Origin of the sequence: Agarivorans aestuarii, assembly GCF_019670125.1 — a bacterium.
Taxonomy (GTDB): domain Bacteria; phylum Pseudomonadota; class Gammaproteobacteria; order Enterobacterales; family Celerinatantimonadaceae; genus Agarivorans; species Agarivorans aestuarii.
In genome coordinates this window covers 2,629,917-2,646,024 of the sequence record NZ_AP023033.1, presented here as the reverse complement: position 1 = coordinate 2,646,024, position 16,108 = coordinate 2,629,917, and the positions used below count along the sequence as shown (strand labels likewise).

Annotated in this window: 12 protein-coding genes and 1 pseudogene; 7 read left to right on the top strand and 6 right to left on the bottom strand. The window is 44.0% G+C overall.

All coding sequences use genetic code 11. The features are described 5' to 3' along the window. The first annotated feature begins 87 nt into the window (after positions 1–87). Entirely contained in the window at positions 88–960 is an 873-nt protein-coding gene (locus K5609_RS12290; RefSeq protein WP_221073901.1) for a 6-carboxytetrahydropterin synthase, read from the top strand. A gap of 55 nt (positions 961–1,015) precedes the next feature. On the opposite strand, the gene K5609_RS12285 is transcribed toward K5609_RS12290, so the two are convergent. Next, positions 1,016–3,052 (bottom strand): methyl-accepting chemotaxis protein, encoded by a 2,037-nt coding sequence (locus tag K5609_RS12285; RefSeq protein WP_221073900.1) that lies wholly within the window; start codon positions 3,050–3,052, stop codon positions 1,016–1,018. Between the two features lie 314 nt (positions 3,053–3,366). Here K5609_RS12285 and K5609_RS12280 point away from each other — a divergent pair, with 314 nt between their 5' ends. The 6 genes from K5609_RS12280 to K5609_RS12255 all read left to right on the top strand — a co-directional run bounded on the left by K5609_RS12280 (position 3,367) and on the right by K5609_RS12255 (position 8,945). Then, complete coding sequence (locus tag K5609_RS12280; RefSeq protein ID WP_221073899.1) at positions 3,367–4,827, top strand: COG3014 family protein; 1,461 nt, start codon at positions 3,367–3,369, stop codon at positions 4,825–4,827. Positions 4,828–4,840: 13 nt separating this feature from the next. Next, positions 4,841–5,230 carry a YcfL family putative periplasmic lipoprotein gene (locus K5609_RS12275; protein ID WP_221073898.1) on the top strand — a complete coding sequence of 130 codons (390 nt, stop codon included), beginning with the start codon at positions 4,841–4,843 and terminating at the stop codon, positions 5,228–5,230. Positions 5,231–5,244: 14 nt separating this feature from the next. Continuing rightward, positions 5,245–5,835, top strand: a complete 591-nt coding sequence (gene lpoB / locus K5609_RS12270) for a penicillin-binding protein activator LpoB (RefSeq protein WP_040307368.1) — start codon at positions 5,245–5,247, stop codon at positions 5,833–5,835. Positions 5,836–5,841: 6 nt separating this feature from the next. Continuing rightward, positions 5,842–6,873 (top strand): beta-N-acetylhexosaminidase, encoded by a 1,032-nt coding sequence (nagZ, locus tag K5609_RS12265; RefSeq protein WP_221073897.1) that lies wholly within the window; start codon positions 5,842–5,844, stop codon positions 6,871–6,873. Positions 6,874–6,917: 44 nt separating this feature from the next. Next, on the top strand, positions 6,918–7,466 hold the full coding sequence (ycfP, locus tag K5609_RS12260) for an alpha/beta hydrolase YcfP (protein ID WP_221073896.1): 549 nt from the start codon (positions 6,918–6,920) through the stop codon (positions 7,464–7,466). 183 nt (positions 7,467–7,649) lie between these two features. Continuing rightward, complete coding sequence (locus K5609_RS12255) at positions 7,650–8,945, top strand: NAD(P)/FAD-dependent oxidoreductase (RefSeq protein ID WP_221073895.1); 1,296 nt, start codon at positions 7,650–7,652, stop codon at positions 8,943–8,945. A gap of 48 nt (positions 8,946–8,993) precedes the next feature. On the opposite strand, the pseudogene K5609_RS12250 reads toward K5609_RS12255, so the two are convergent. The 5 genes and pseudogenes from K5609_RS12250 to K5609_RS12230 form a co-directional block, all read right to left on the bottom strand. Next, positions 8,994–10,195: pseudogene (locus tag K5609_RS12250) on the bottom strand (IS3 family transposase). 145 nt (positions 10,196–10,340) lie between these two features. Beyond that, positions 10,341–10,724, bottom strand: coding sequence for a DUF2919 family protein (locus K5609_RS12245; RefSeq protein ID WP_221073894.1), 384 nt, complete (start codon positions 10,722–10,724; stop codon positions 10,341–10,343). Positions 10,725–10,727: 3 nt separating this feature from the next. Then, entirely contained in the window at positions 10,728–11,906 is a 1,179-nt protein-coding gene (locus tag K5609_RS12240) for a CsiV family protein (RefSeq protein ID WP_221073893.1), read from the bottom strand. Beyond that, complete coding sequence (gene mfd, locus K5609_RS12235; protein WP_221073892.1) at positions 11,890–15,345, bottom strand: transcription-repair coupling factor; 3,456 nt, start codon at positions 15,343–15,345, stop codon at positions 11,890–11,892. The genes K5609_RS12240 and mfd overlap by 17 nt, the downstream gene beginning before the upstream one ends. Positions 15,346–15,354: 9 nt before the next feature. Next, the gene (locus tag K5609_RS12230; RefSeq protein WP_221073891.1) at positions 15,355–15,933 is read right to left on the bottom strand and encodes a hypothetical protein; all 579 of its coding nucleotides are present in this window, start codon (positions 15,931–15,933) and stop codon (positions 15,355–15,357) included. Positions 15,934–16,108 lie beyond the last annotated feature (175 nt).

Genomic DNA, 16,108 nt, shown 5'->3' with positions numbered 1-16,108 from the left:
TTGTTTGGACGGCTGGTGTATTCAGGCAATGACTAATCTATGTGCTTGCCGCTATAATGAGCCGCATTCGTGTTTATGAGCATTAATATGAAACTATTTGTAAAAGATTTAACTGTTATTGACTCAACCTATCTTTGCCCAGACCGTGGTTTAGTGGGGGAGAGTTGGTTGGTAGACATTGAATTAGGTGGTTCACTTAATGATATGGATATGTTGTTAGATTTTGGTCAAGTAAAAAAACTGATTAAGCGCTTAATTGACGAAAAAGTTGATCACAAACTGCTGGTACCTAGTCGCTCACCGCTATGCAAAGTTAACGCTAGTGGGGGTTATACCCAGTTAGACTTTATGCGACCGCAAGGCAAGAGCATTCATTTACGTTGCCCCGACGAAGCTTACACTTTTATTGATTCGGTAGAGGTGAGTAACGACGCCTTAACTGCCTATGTAAAAAGTGTAGTATTGGAACAACTGCCATCTAATATTCAAGATTTGGGCATTACTTTACGCCATGAATCTATCGATGGTCCTTATTATCACTACAGTCACGGCTTGAAAAAGCACGATGGCAACTGCCAGCGTATCGCTCACGGGCATCGCTCTACCATCGAAATTCAGGTTGATGGCGAATATGACATTGATTTAGCTACCAGTTGGGCAATGAAGTGGCGCAATATTTACCTTGGTAGCGAAAGTGACGAGATTAGCCAACAGGATATTAGCTTTTATCAGCAACAGGCCTGGCAAGAGCATTACGCCTTTGCCTATCAATCGCCGCAAGGTTTCTTTGAACTGGTACTGCCAAAACAAGAAACAGATATTCTGCCTTGTGAGACTACTGTAGAAAACTTAGCTGCATATATTGCATCTACTTTAGCCAAGGTGATGGAAGGACATAGCTTAAAGGTTATTGCCTACGAAGGCGTTGGTAAAGGCGCTATTTCAGAAGTATATAGATAACAAAAAGGCTCCTATTGGAGCCTTTCTAATTGTGTTTCTATTACAAAGCTTAACGCTATAAGGTAAAGCGCTTCACTAGTGAGTCTTGTTGGCCAGCTAACTCACCAAGTTCTTCACTGGTGCTGGTTACAATTTCAATGCTTTGATAGTTCTCGTCACTGATGTCTGAGATACGGTTAAGGTTGTTGGATATCTCTGCGCCCGTTGCTTGTTGTTGTTCTGCCGCCGCAGCAATCTGGCTACTCATATCAGATATTTGGGTAATAATACCCTGAATTTCTTCCATTGCACCGTTAGCATCTGAGCTTTGAGAAATACTAGCTTGCATCTCAGAAGAACACTCTGACATTACCGATACAGCACGCTGGGCACTCTTTTGCAGGTTCTCAATCATAGATTGAATCTCTGTTGTTGAGTTGGTGGTTTTCTGTGCTAGTACACGTACCTCATCAGCAACCACAGCAAAACCGCGGCCTTGTTCACCGGCTCGAGCAGCCTCAATTGCCGCATTTAAGGCAAGCAAGTTAGTTTGGTCAGCAATGCCTCTAATTACATCTAAGATAGAGCCAATGCTATTACTCATACTGTCAACTTCACCGATCACTGAACTACTGTGGCCTAATTTTTCAGACAATTGATGGGTAGTGGTGATGTTGTTGCTCATTACTTGTCGACCAGAGTTTGCGGCTTCTTCAACTTCCATTACTTTTTCTAAAGTAATGTTAGCGCTCTTAGCTACTTCTCTAACCGATTGCTCCATTTCCGTCATCGCTGCTGCAACAGACGCTGTTTCTTGGCGTTGATTATCCAATTCAACCTTGGCGGTATTGAGGGTAGTAGAGTTACCGTTAGAAACATTAGAAAGGCTTTCTGCTGCTTCGCTTATGTCATTTAACACCGAGCGCATTTGTTCCATCATACTGTTGGCTGAATCAGCCAGTTGGCCAAATTCGTTGGTACTTTGGTATTTTACGGTTTCGGTCATATCACCGGCGGCTGCCGCTTTAAGGGTTTTTAGCAATAAGTTAAGTGGTTGCTTGATTGAGCTTGCTACGTTCCAAGCAACTAATAGCGCTAGCGGAATCACTATAACCATTGCTGTAATTAGCTGTATGCGGCTAGCTTCTAGCATTTTATTCGCGTTTTCTGAGGCATTATCAACCTGAGCGTTTGCGATGTCATTGATGCTAGAAAGCTGGCTAATGGCTTCGGTAATTTGAACAGAAGTCTCACTAACACGTTGCGCAATGGCTTCGTTGTCTTGTGTTACCTTTAGATGAGCCGCTAACACACCGTCAGACTTGGTCGAGTCTTTAACGAACTGGTCAATCTGATGGCCCATATCGTTACGTAATTCTGGGATTTCTTCTTCTAAGTCAGAGGTAGCACTTAAGAAGTTTTTGATTAGCTTGTTATTGCGCTTAAGAATAACCGACACTTTTTTAGATTGGCTAGTATTTAAGCCTTCTAAGGTATTAAGCTCGATAACGGCCATAGCGTTTAAGAAGCTCTCTGCCGCCCAACGAATGTAGTCATCGTTCAATGCAGCTACTTTATCAGATAGGTTTTTCTTAAGTTGCGGCAACATTACCGACAATTGGTTGGTACTGCGCTTAACAGCTTGTAAGTCTTCCAAGTAATTAATGTTGTCATTCATTACCTGTTTAGCCACTTGGAAGTAATTTTGATCTAGAGCGTTTAGGGCATCTAGTCGAGATTCCAACTCGTTATTGCCTTCTGACATTGAGCGCAAAGTACCAAGAGAAGAAATAAATACTAACTCGCTTTGCTCAAAAGCCTCGCTACTGGCTTTAATAACATCAGATTCACTAGAGGTTAGGGCGTCTTTAAAGTATTTATCTGCGGTGAGTAAATCTACCGCAAATTGACTACTTTGTAGCACTAATGGCGTGGCTTCCTCTGTTACGGTATCAAGCTGTTGGTTAAAGCGGCTGCCAGTTTGTAACGACAATACATTGGTGAGTACCATCATTAAAACCAGAAAGCCAAAACCAATGTTTACTCGATGAACAATAGAAATATTTTTAAAAAATTGGAGCGATGAGGCTACGTTCAGTGACTTTTTTTTCATAATTCCTCGACCAACCGATCTTGTTAGCTATTTATAGTTTTTATATTGTTTTATTTTGTTAAAAGTATGCCCTGTGTTGGCTGTTCTTACTATGTAAGAGATCACAACTCTACTCGCGCAGGCCGCTTTTATACTGATATTAGCGGCTGATTTAACTAAGACTTTACCTTTTAAACTTTAATCTATAGCTAATCGTTCAAATAAAATACAACTAGGGCGGTTTTTTGCTAAATAAGCTACCGCTAAGTTGGGCCTGCATCGCAAAATAGTTTATAAATAAGGTTCTTCATCCAGATGAGTTTTAGCCTAGACAAATGGCCTTAGTACCACGCATGTTTAAGTGCATGTTAGTAAACCCTCGGTTTCCCCACTTTCTTTCGCATAAACCGCGTGTGTTTCTGGCTGCATTTATTTCTAGCATAGTATTGCTTGGTTGCAGCAGTGCAGTTTTCAGTGATCTTTTTGTGAGCTATGACGAGCAATTGCGCGCTAGCCGTTACCAATTAGGATCAGGAAAATTTGAGCTTGCCTCTGATTTATTGGCCGAAGGTAAACAAGGCGATAATAGCTACTATCTTAAGCAATTAGAAAAAGGCCGGATGAGTTACTTAGCCGGCGATTTTGAACAAAGCCAAGCGCATTTCACTACCGTTGACGAACAGCTCGCTTGGTTATCTCGACAAGCCGAGTACCGTTTATCAACGGGCTTACAGAATGTTTCGGCCTTAGCGACCAACGACAACTTTATTGAGTACCATATTCCCGTTTACGAACAGGTTATGCTGCATCATTACCAGGCGATAAATTACCTGCATAGCAATGGTTTAGAGTCGGCATTGATTGAGGTACGCCGTGCGGGAATGATTCAACAACAAGCTATGCAAGAAGCGCCAATCAGCTTAGAAGAGCAATTACGGGATTATAAAGCGCAGTACGACGATTTAATGCAAGAATACCCGCAATTAAACACTCAAGATAAAGCCTTGGAGAATGCTTTTCAAAATGGTTTAACCTTTGCGTTATCAGCTGTATTGTACTTAGCAGCGGGGCAAGAGGATGATGCTTACATCGATTACCGAAAAGCCTTGGCCTTGGCGCCTAACAACAGCTATTTACAGGCCGAAGTTGCCCGCCTTGGCAAGAAGCTCTCGATGAGTGACTATAAAAAATATACCCCAGCTGAAGCCATTCCCTTAAGTAAACAACAAGGCTTGCTGATTGTTCTTCATGAACAGTCCATTGTTGCCGCTCGTCAAGAAGCGCGTTTTACTTTGCCACTGTATAACCATAATCGTTGGGAAACCTACACGGTTGCGTTGCCCATTATGAGGGGGAATGCTCAAGTAAGCATTCCACAAAAGCTAGCGGTTAATGGTGAACAGTTTGCCACAGAGCGTTTAGTACAGTTTGATGCTTTAGCTGCTAAACAGCTGCAGCAAGATTTGCCCGGCATCTTACTGCGGCAAATCTTACGGGTTATCACCAAAGACCAATTTAGGCGAGAAGTGAACAAAGATAAGGCTGATGACGAAGAAAATTGGGCAAACGCTTTAGTCAATATTTACAATGTTGCTTCAGAGCGAGCCGATACACGTAGTTGGCAAACCTTGCCCGCTTTAGCACAGATTGCCGTTAAAGCTTTGCCTGTTGGTGAACATACTCTAGAATTTGAAGGGTTAATTGAACCATCTACAAGCATTACTTTAAGGCCTAGAAGGGTTACCTTGGTATTAACCAATGATTTGGGTGCTCCTGCTCAAGTATTTAACTTATGAAGAGGGTAAAGCTATGAAATATTTGCTGTTACTAAGTGCATTGTTGGTTGGGTGCACCACTGATACTTCAGGAATTGCAGCCGACTCAGACAAACCTGATGGTAAACAATGGCTAATTGTAGATAACCTAAACCTAGGTCGTAAACTTACCATTATTGATGCGGCAACCCATCAAGGGATGGATCGCCTTCGCGGTGTTGCCACAATACAATCTTTATACAAAGGTGACTTAAATTTACAGTATCGTTTTTATTGGTACGACAGTAACAATGTGCAATTGAATAACGCAACTACAGCATGGACGCCGCTAAGCTTGCACGGCAAGCAACAAATTCAGGTCCAATCGGTGGCGTTGGTCAACAACGCTAACCATTTCAAAATTTATGTTAGAGAAGTTGAATAACAGAGAGATATCCCATGAAAAAACTTGTATTAGCAGCATCTGTTCTCGCATTTACCTTAACTGGGTGTTCAACTCAGGTGAGCTATGGCGACCCACAAGAAGTTGAAACTGTAGATGTTGCTTTTGGCTCGACTGATTTGCAAAAGATTGCTGGCGAAATGACTGATTCTATGATCTCATCTCCTTTGTTAGCAGAAATCACCGCCAATAATCGTCCGATTGTGTTTGTTGAACGGATCAAAAATAAAACTACTGAACACATCGATACCGAATCGGTAACTGATTCCATCAGCACCAAGTTATTGCAATCCGGCAAATTCCGCTTTGTTGATATGAGCCGCGTGAATGAAGTGCGAGAGCAGCTCGATTTTCAGAATGATGGTGGTTTAGTTGACCCCTCAAAAGCGATTGCTTTTGGCCAACAGGTTGGCGCCGAATACATGCTCTACGGTAACCTTGCCAGTATCGTAAAAACCAACAAAAAGACTAAAGACGTTTATTACAAAATGACAATGCGATTAATGGATTTAAAAACCGGTCTAGTAGAGTGGGCTGATGAGACAGAGATCCGCAAGGCCGAAACTAAATCAACCTTTGGTTGGTAGTGATTAATGGGCCCACTTTTTATAGATTTACTCGGCACCGAGTTGAGTGCTGAAGAAGCTGAAATGCTCCAGCATCCTTTGGTTGCTGGGGTGATTTTGTTTAGTCGTAATTATCAAGACCGCGCTCAATTAATAGAGCTAGTACGAACCATAAGAGCAGCTAGCAACCAGCGTTTGTTAATTGCTGTTGATCATGAAGGCGGCCGCGTTCAGCGCTTTAGGGCGCAGTTTTCAGCCATCCCTGCAATGGGTCAAATTGCCAACACCGGCAATAAGCTAGGTTTGCCTAGCATTGAATGGTCGAAGCAATTAGGTTGGTTAATGGCGGTTGAGCTGCGGGCCTGCGACATTGATATTAGCTTTGCGCCGGTGTTAGATATTAATGGTGTAAGTGACGTTATTGGTCAACGTGCCTTTAGCGATAATCCTGAACAGATTACTCAACTTGCCAGTGCATTTATTGACGGCATGGCAATGGCTGGTATGAAAGCCACCGGTAAACACTTTCCTGGTCATGGTAATGTTAAGGCGGATACCCACCATTTAGAAGCGCGTGATAACCGTTCTTTTGCCGACATTCAGCAACATGACATGCAAGTGTTTGCCTCGCTGATTGCTCAGAATAAATTAGATGCGGTGATGCCAGCGCATGTTATTTATTCGCAAGTTGATGATAAGCCAGCAGGCTTTTCAAAAGTTTGGTTGCAACAAATTCTGCGCAAAAACTTGGTTTTTAGAGGCTTAGTATTTAGTGATGATTTAAGCATGAAAGGTGCAGCGGTGGCGGGCGATCATGTTGCTCGTGCTAAACAAGCATTAAATGCTGGCTGCGATTTGTTGCTCGCCTGTAATGATCGACAAGCAAGCATTAGTTTGCTAGATGGTCTAGAGCATACTCAAGTGCCCGCCGGTGAACGTTTAGTAGGCAAAGCCTATCCACTTAGTTGGTCTGAGTTAGAAGCGCAAGCTCAGTATAAAGAAATTGCCGCTCGCGCTGCGAAAATAGCGCAAATGAGTAGTGAAACAAACAGTTTATAAATACACTTGTTTTTAGTGTGTGATTCTAAGGAAGGTAAAGCGAGATGATTATTTATCTACACGGCTTTGACTCAACAAGTCCGGGTAACCACGAAAAAGTGCTGCAGTTGCAATTTGTCGATCCAGACGTGCGACCGATTAGCTACAGTACTATTCACCCAAGGCATGACATGAGCCATCTTCTTAAAGAAGTGCACAAACAGTTAATGTTAAGTGCTGACGAAGAAGTGGTGATTTGTGGCGTAGGCTTAGGCGGTTATTGGAGCGAGCGGATTGGCTTTTTATGCGGTATTCCTTCGGTGATTTTTAACCCTAATTTACACCCAGAAGTGAATATGCAAGGCCGAATTGAGCGTCCAGAAGAATACATAGATATTGCCTCTAAATGCGTTACAGAATTTAGAACCAAGAATAAAGGCAATTGCACCGTGATTTTGTCGGAAAACGACGAAGTGACTGATAACAAGGTGTCGGAGCAAGAGCTTAAAGATTTCTACCAAGTAGTTTGGGATAAAGAGCAGAGCCATAAATTTAAAGATATTAGCCATCATTTACAGTTGATTAAGTCTTCAAAACGTTTACCAAGCCTGTAGAATCTTAAATTTTTGTCAAAAGAGGGATTTAATCCCTCTTTTTTATTGCGCTCTTTTTGTGATCTCTATCAAGTTACGTATAATGAGCGCTGCTTCACCAGCGGTTTAAGGCACAAAAAATCAACAAAATGCCTTTTTGGTAAAGCAAAAACACTTCAAGTTGTTACAAGGAAACAAGCAAGCATGACTAGAATCGTTGTAGTTGGTGGTGGTGCCGGTGGCTTAGAGCTAGCGACGCGTTTAGGGCGTAAGTTAGGGAAGAAAGGCCAAGCGAGTATTGTACTGGTAGATAAAAACCGTACTCACCTTTGGAAGCCCCTGTTGCACGAAGTGGCCACTGGTTCATTAGATGCGGGCATTGATGCACTTAGTTATCGCTCTCATGCCGCTAATCATGGTTTTGAGTTTCAACTCGGTGAAGTAGCTGATGTAAATCGTGACGATCAGTTAGTGACCTTAAAGCCAATGGTAGAAGAGGGCAAAGAAGTATTGCCTGCTCGCCAACTCAACTACGACTACTTGATCATGGCGATTGGTTCGGTTTCCAATGACTTTAATACCAAAGGTGTTAAAGATAATTGTATTTTCCTCGATAACCCAAGTCGCGCTGATTTATTTCACCGTCGCATGCTCAATCGTTTCTTACAGTACTCGCAAAATGACGAAGCGCAAAATGGCGAAAAAGTACGCGTTGCCATTGTAGGCGCTGGCGCAACTGGCGTAGAACTTTCTGCCGAGCTGCATAACGCTTTAGACCAATTACGCGCCTATGGCGTACCTAACCTAAGTCACTCTAGCTTGGCGGTAACTTTGGTTGAAGCCGGAGAAAAGATTCTACCGGCTTTACCAGTACGTATTTCTAGCTCTGCCCATTCTGAATTGCAAAAAATGGGTGTAGATGTTCGCACTAAAACCATGGTGACAGAAGCGACCCCAGAGGGTTTAACCACCAAAGATGGTGAGTTAATTAAAGCCGATATTATGGTGTGGGCTGCTGGCATTAAGTGCCCGGAGTTTATGAAAGACTTAGGTGGATTAGAAACTAACCGAATCAATCAGTTAGTGGTTAGGCCAACTCTACAAACTTCTCGAGACAGCAATATTTATGCTATTGGCGATTGTGCTAGCTGCGCAATGGGTGAAAATGGCTTTGTTCCTCCACGAGCTCAATCAGCTCATCAAATGGCAACATTGGTGTTTAAAAATATTGTGCGCCAAATAGAAGAAAAGCCTCTGTTAGAGTTTGAGTATAAAGACCATGGATCCTTAGTATCACTTAGCCGCTATTCAACGGTAGGCTCATTAATGGGTAACTTGATGCAGGGCTCAATGATGATTGAAGGGCGCATCGCACGGATTATGTATATCTCTTTATATCGCATGCACCAAATCGCTCTACATGGTTACATGAAAACCGGGTTGATGATGCTGGTAGGACGAATTAACCAAGTATTAAGACCTAAGCTTAAGTTGCACTAGGCATAAAGTTCGGTTGACCCGTCCTGATATGGGTTGACACTTGATTGACTAAAACGCTCGATGCACTTCATCGGGCGTTTTATATTTTAATGCTTCGTGAGGCCTATATTCATTGTAGAGCTTAACCGATTCATCGACCATTTTTCGTGCCTCATTTAAGTCTTTAGGTTTACTCAGCAAGTACTCCATCTTTAGTATTCCATTTATCCTCTCCGCAAGGGCGTTCTGATAACAGTCATACCCGTCGGTCATTGAACAAGAGACATCGTGCTGACGGTGTATCGCCTGATATTCACTGGAGCAATACTGAACACCTCGGTTAGAGTGGTGAACAAGCTCCCCTATAGTCCTCCGCTCCTTCAACGCATTTAAGAATGCTTGTTTGACCGTGTACGCTTTCATATCCTTACCTAGATGATATTCCGCTATTTTTCTTGAGTAAGCATCTGTCACTAGACTGAGATACGCTTCTTCGCTACGCGTCGCCAAATAAGTGATGTCAGCAACCCTAGCTGTTCTGGTTTACCGGGTATTAGGCCTTCTTTTATGCGGTTAGGATGGCAGTAAAAACGATGATTGCTATGTGTGGTTCGATGGTAAGCGCTTCGATTATGAACTAATAATCGATTCATTCCAGTAAAGAGAATAAGCGGTCTCGGCCAATATCGATATCATTCTGGGCAAGTAGGTACTTGAGCTTACGAGCCCCGATACGAGGGTGCATCATTCTTTGTACTTTCACAAAGTTGAGCCTGACTCATCTTTTTGTATTTGGTGAGCCTGGGCAATACCGCGCTTGTAAAAAGCTTGCCGTGTAATACCAATGAAGTGACAGGCTTTCGTTACGGTTAGCTTTCGGACCGCTTTTTCCTTAATAACTCGGCCTTGCGCTTCTTTGAGAGCCGAACTCCGAAGTCTCTATCCATGACTTTTACCACCGCTTCAAAGAAATCAGCTTTCATCTGAGAGTCTTCTAGCTGCTCCTCTAGCTCTTTAATGCGTTGCTCTGGGGTTTGAGGCGAAGAAGAATTTGACATAGCAGTACCTACCATTCTCGTATGCTCTATTCCTTTAGACCAATCTAGTCGACCATGTTTGCGAAGCCAAACTAAAACGGTAGAGCGCCCCTGGCTCCCATAACGGTCTTGAGCTTGCCGATAAGGCATTTCGCCTTTTTCAACTTGGTCTACCACTGCCAATTTAAAGGCAAGAGAATAATCTCGTTGGGTACGTTTACTGGTTGTTTTCATGACACTCTCCAATTTTATGTTGGATAAGTGTCAACCTTATTTGGGACGGTTCAGGTATTAGTTAAAAGCAGCTCAAGGGCTGCTTTTTTTAGTTGGTTAAGGACTTAGCTAGATAAACTGGAATTAACACCTGTTAATGGTGCTGTTATTGCTTCTCTACAGCGGATTTAAACACGATAAATGCCATCATTAAGCTGAGCCAAAGGGTGACAGCATTTAAGGCTTCAAAACGCCAATAATTGAGATTGATGGCGTGAACCTGAATGGCAATGTCAGCCAGCAATAACACAAGAATTCCCCACAGTTGGTTGGGAATAGAAAGCTTTTGCCAAAGCTTGGGAAATATTAGCCGAGTAAGTGGCAGGGCACCCATAGCCAGACCAACGTAAAACCAAAAATGGTCGGGGTAGAGTAGACCAAGGATCTTGTCACCGGTTTGTCGAGAGCTGGCAGCTATGGCCAGCAACAGCCACGTTCTACTTAACAGCGCACAAGCAAATAGCACGCTGGGTTGATTAGCAAAAAACACTTACTACGAAGCTGGCGTAGCAGAGGTACTGGCTTGTTCGCTAGTAAGCTCCGCCGCTTCAGCTGGTTCGCTTTGAGTGTCTGACTGTTCAACTTCTACTGAGGCATTCGTTTGCTCTTCTGGGCTGCGACGAATTTGAATCAACATGCCCATTAATGGGTGGTCAAAGTAGTGAATTTCGCCAGAGCGAACACGACGTTTTTGATCGAACTTAAAGCTGTGTAATTGCTCTTCGCTTTGATACTCGCTAATTAAGCTGCCTTGCTCTACCGTTTCAGTGTCTGCGCTTAACACAACCACTTGTTGTTCTTCACTGGGTACAACAACTTCGGCAACGGCAACATTGGCAGGAACTTCTACAGTGGTCTCTTCAGCAATAACAGTTTGTTGTAGTGGTAATTCCGCAGGTTGCTCAAGCTGAGGTTCAGGCTCGTTTAGCAACAGCTCTACTTCAACAGGACGTTTAAGCAGTAACTCGCTTTCAATATAAAGGTAGTGCTGCAGGTAAACACGAATTCCGCCTTCAAGCTCCCAAATTGCTGCAGCGAGCTCTGGTTCAAGATCATAAGCGCCCACAGCAGTTGTGGGTTCATCGAACAGTGAAATATTTTCCGCCGCCAAATCGAAGCTTTGACTTTCTTCTAGATATTGCTCGTTAGAAAAACTCACAGAGCCTAACAAGCGGCCTTCTTGATTGAAGCGGGTTGAAAAATCTTCACCAGCTTGCACTTGGTAGTGTTTAGCGCGATTACGTGGGGCAACAATTTCTCGCCAGCCCAAGTGTAACAGCGGGGTGAATGCTGCGTGTTGGCTAAGTTTGGCGAATTCTTCGTTTAGCTCTAGTTGCTCTTTACTGAGCATTTGGCGCTTAGTTGCGCCGCTAATTGGCCAGCCTCTGCCATCGATGCTTACTGGTAGCTTATCGAAGCGAGGTGCAATGCAAGGCTCTTGCTCTTCGCTGCAACCAAATAGTGGAGCCAATAAAGGTTCGCTAGTACTAGCATTAAGGCTTTGTGGCTGCGGCCAATACTCTTGGCTACTTTCTACGCTAACGTTGCGTTTAAAAAAGATAACTTCAATGTCAAACCAGCGCGGCTCTTCTTGAGCGAAACTTGGTAGGCTGATAAGGCTTACTACAGCTAAGCTACATAGCGGCAGGGCGGTTTTAAGAGTTAGTCGCATTGGCAGTAAATTGCTCCAATAATGATTCGATTAAGCTTAATCGTTGTTCTGGACTATCGCTAGGCACTGCAAACTTGAGTTTGTTGGCACCTTCTAGGCGATAAATAGCTGGCTGTGATTGTAACAGGCTTACTAGAAAAGCGGCATTAACTTTTGTGCTTTCAGCAAACTCAACTTGGCCACCTTTAGGTCCAGCTTCAATACGCTTTATGCCCAAGTACTCTGCATCAATTTTGAGTTTTTGAACATCAAATAGATTCTTTGCTTGTTCAGGTAATAGGCCAAAGCGGTCGATTAGTTCTACTTGTAATTCACGCATCTCTGCTTGGTTGGCGCAGTTTGCGATGCGTTTATACATGGTTAAGCGAGTGGTTACATCAAAGATGTAATCATCAGGCAGCAAAGCAGGCAAGCGAAGTTCAACTTCACACTGGTCGTTTTGGCTCAAGTCCCAGTTTAAGTCTTGACCATTTTTAAGTGCTGTTACTGCTCTATCTAGCATTTCCATATACAGCGTGAAGCCCACCGCTTCAATTTGTCCACTTTGGTCATCACCCAACAGCTCTCCGGCACCACGTATTTCTAAGTCGTGGGTAGCGAGGGTGAAACCAGCACCTAAATCTTCTAATTGCGAAATAGCATCTAAACGCTTTTTGGCATCTTTAGTAATTAATTTTGGAGGCGGTGTGAGTAAATACGCATAGGCTTGGTGGTGTGAGCGGCCAACACGTCCACGCAATTGGTGAAGCTGAGCTAAACCAAAATTGTCGGCGCGGTTGATAATAATGGTGTTAGCACTAGGAATATCGATGCCGGTTTCGATAATGGTGGTACATACCAATACATTGAAGCGCTGATGGTGGAAGTCACCCATAATCCGTTCAAGCTCGCGCTCACGCATTTGGCCATGTGCCACGGTGATGCGCGCTTGTGGTAACCATTCTCTAAGTTCCTGGGCGACTCGTTCAATGGTATCGACTTTGTTATGCAGGAAATACACCTGACCGCCACGCATTACTTCGCGGCTAATAGCTTCTTTAATTAGCGCCGAATCATGTTGGCGTACAAAGGTTTTTACCGCTAAGCGTTTTGCTGGCGGTGTGGCAATAATCGATAGATCACGCATGCCGCTCATGGCCATATTCAAAGTACGAGGAATTGGCGTAGCGGTGAGGGTAAGAATATCTACATTGGCGCGCATCGCTTTAATTTGTTCTTTCTGGCGTACCCCAAAGCGGTGTTCTTCATCTATAACTAGCAAGCCTAAATCAGCAAACTTGACGTCTTTACTTAGCAGCTTATGAGTACCAATGATTACATCAACTTTGCCTGCGGCTAAATCTTTTAGCACCACATTTTGCTCTTTTGTGGTCTTGAAGCGAGACAGGGATGCTACTTCAATCGGCCAATTGGCAAAGCGGTCACTAAAGTTGTCGAAGTGCTGCTGAGCCAATAGAGTAGTTGGCACAAGTACGGCAACCTGTTTACCGGCATTAACAGCTACAAACGCTGCACGCATGGCCACTTCGGTCTTACCAAAGCCTACGTCACCACATACTAGGCGATCCATGGCGTTAGGTGTTTGCATATCCTGCAAGGTTGCGCCAATCGCTTGTTGTTGGTCATCGGTTTCTTCAAAAGGAAAGTCGGCGGAAAACTGCTGATAAGCGTTATCGTCCAACTCATAACCAAAGCCTGGCTTGGCTGCCCGTTTTGCGTACACTTCTAATAGCTCGGCGGCAACATCTCTAATTTTTTCAGCTGCTTTTGCTTTGGCTTTTTGCCACTGGTCGTTACCTAGTTTGTGAAGCGGTGCTGTTTCATCATTGGCACCAGAGTAGCGGCTGATAAGATGCAAGGCATTAACTGGCACATAGAGCTTGGCTTCGTTGGCGTATTCTAGGGTTAAAAACTCGGTTTTAATTCCGCCATTTTCAAAACTGCTTAAACCATGATATCGACCCACTCCGTGTTCAATGTGAACCACTGGTTGGCCAACGCTAAGTTCAGCTAAGTTGCGGATTAGTACATCTGGATTAAGCGTTTTACTTGAGGCCTTGCGCTGCTTGGCGCGAACCTTATCGCCCAACAAATCTACTTCGCTGATTAGCTGAATGTTGGGATCTTTTAGTTCAAAGCCTTTATCTAAGGGAGCCACCACCATAGCTAAGTTTTCTTTGCTGGCTAAAAAGTCGCTAATGCTGGCTACGTCTTTAATTTTTAGCTTTAGCGGGCTAAGCAGGTTTTTTAAGGCTTCGCGGCGGCCTTCGGTTTCGGCGATAAAACAGGTTTTAGGCTGTGGGTGATGATCCAAATAATGGCTTAAAGCTTGTAGCGGCAGATTTAAGCGGTGATTTACGCTTAAATCTGGCAGAGCGTGGGCATCGAGGTTCAGTTTACCTTGGCTATTGCGAGCTGGCCCTTTATGCAGTTTTACACCAGCAAACTGTTTTAGCTCTTTAAAGCACTGCTCGGTGCTTTGGTATAACTCGTCGGGCGGTAAAATTGGTCGGGCTTTGTCGTAGCGACGGTTTTCATAACGCTCGGCCAACTCATGCCAAAACTGCTTACCGGCATGATCCAAATCGCCCACTTTAAGAATCACCGTATTAGCGGCCAGTTGGTCGGTTAAGCTTTCGGTGTGATTATGAAATAGTGGCAGGTAATACTCGATACCGGCAGGCATTATGCCTTTGCTAACTTGCTGATAAATGGAGCCCGCATCTCGGCTTGGCTCAAAACGGTCGCGCCACTGTTGGCGGAAGGTTTCTATACCGCTAGCATCAGTAGGAAATTCGTGAGCTGGCAACAAGGTAATGCTTTTGTGCTGCTCTGCACTGCGCTGGGTATCGGGATCGAACTCGCGAATGCTGTCTAGTTCATCATCAAAAAAGTCCAAGCGAAAAGGCAGATTGCTACCCATGGGGAACAGGTCTAGCAAGCTTCCGCGAAGAGCAAACTCGCCGTGCTCCATTACTTGGTCAACATGCTGATAACCGGCGCTAACTAAACGCTCTTTAAAAGCATTGAGGTTTAAGCTTTGACCCACTTTAAGCTGCAAGCTGTGTTTGGCTAAAAACTCCGCCGGCGCACAACGTTGCAGCCAGGTAGCGATGGGTGCAATAAGTACGCTGTTTTTATCGTGACTTAGTTGATTAAGGCTAAGAATACGCTGCGATACAATATCTTGGTGCGGTGAGAAAGTGTCGTAAGGCAAGGTTTCCCAGTCGGGTAGTAAATGCAAGGCACGCTGAGGTTTTAAGCCGTTTACCTCTCGCTCTATTTGCAGGGCGCTACGGGTATCTTCCGTTAAAATCACGATCGGCGCATCAAGTTGCGCGATGTATTCTTGAATAACAAAAGCAAGCGCGCTACCGGGTAAGTTGCTTACTTGCTTTTGGTCGCCAGCATCAACTGGGCAAGGTAAATTTAGTAACACTGATAACTCTTATTTTTCGGCTTGTTGGCGAGCATCTGCTCGGGCTTTTAGCTGCTGGCTTTGAATGTGTAAGCTGGCTCTAACCAGTGCTTCAACATCCTCATCTCGGATCAAGGTATAGTTTATTTCTACCAAGTGTTCACTGCGATGAGCAATGGCTTTGCTTTGTTGCACTTCGCCGTAGCAATAAACCGCGGTTGATTCTTCAGGTAAGAAAATCTTTAGCTTTACTAGTTGACCTGACCCAAGGGCTTGTGGCCAAAAGCAATGAATTTCTGAGCCGCCAAATTGATGACTGAGCGTACGGTGTTCAGGGCTGTCTTGCTGCACTAATACATAACTCAGTACTCGGTTTAACTTTTGCTCTTGGGCTTGCAAGTAAGATAATAGCTGCTCGCCAGCTTCACCCAATTGTTTAATGGCTCGTAAACCAAGCAAAGAGTGGTGCTGCCCAGGGTTGGCTAGAGTAAAAGGCTCAGGAATGCTGGCTTCAAATGCCGCCTTAGACTGAGGTAAGTCATTTTGCTCTATCAGCTCAAGGTTTACATTAAGTTGATGAGTAACGCTAAAATACTGTTGTTCCTGCATACATTCCCAGAAGCGCCGTGCGGCGAGTTGTCAAATAGACCATGCTTAAAGCGTAGTTGAAGGCGAAATTACAACAAGTTGCGTAGCGGAATGCAAATAATCTGAATATCTTTGTTTTTTATGTGATTAAGCAAGGGTTGTCACTTGTTGGCCTTTAGGTCGCGCGGTATGATTA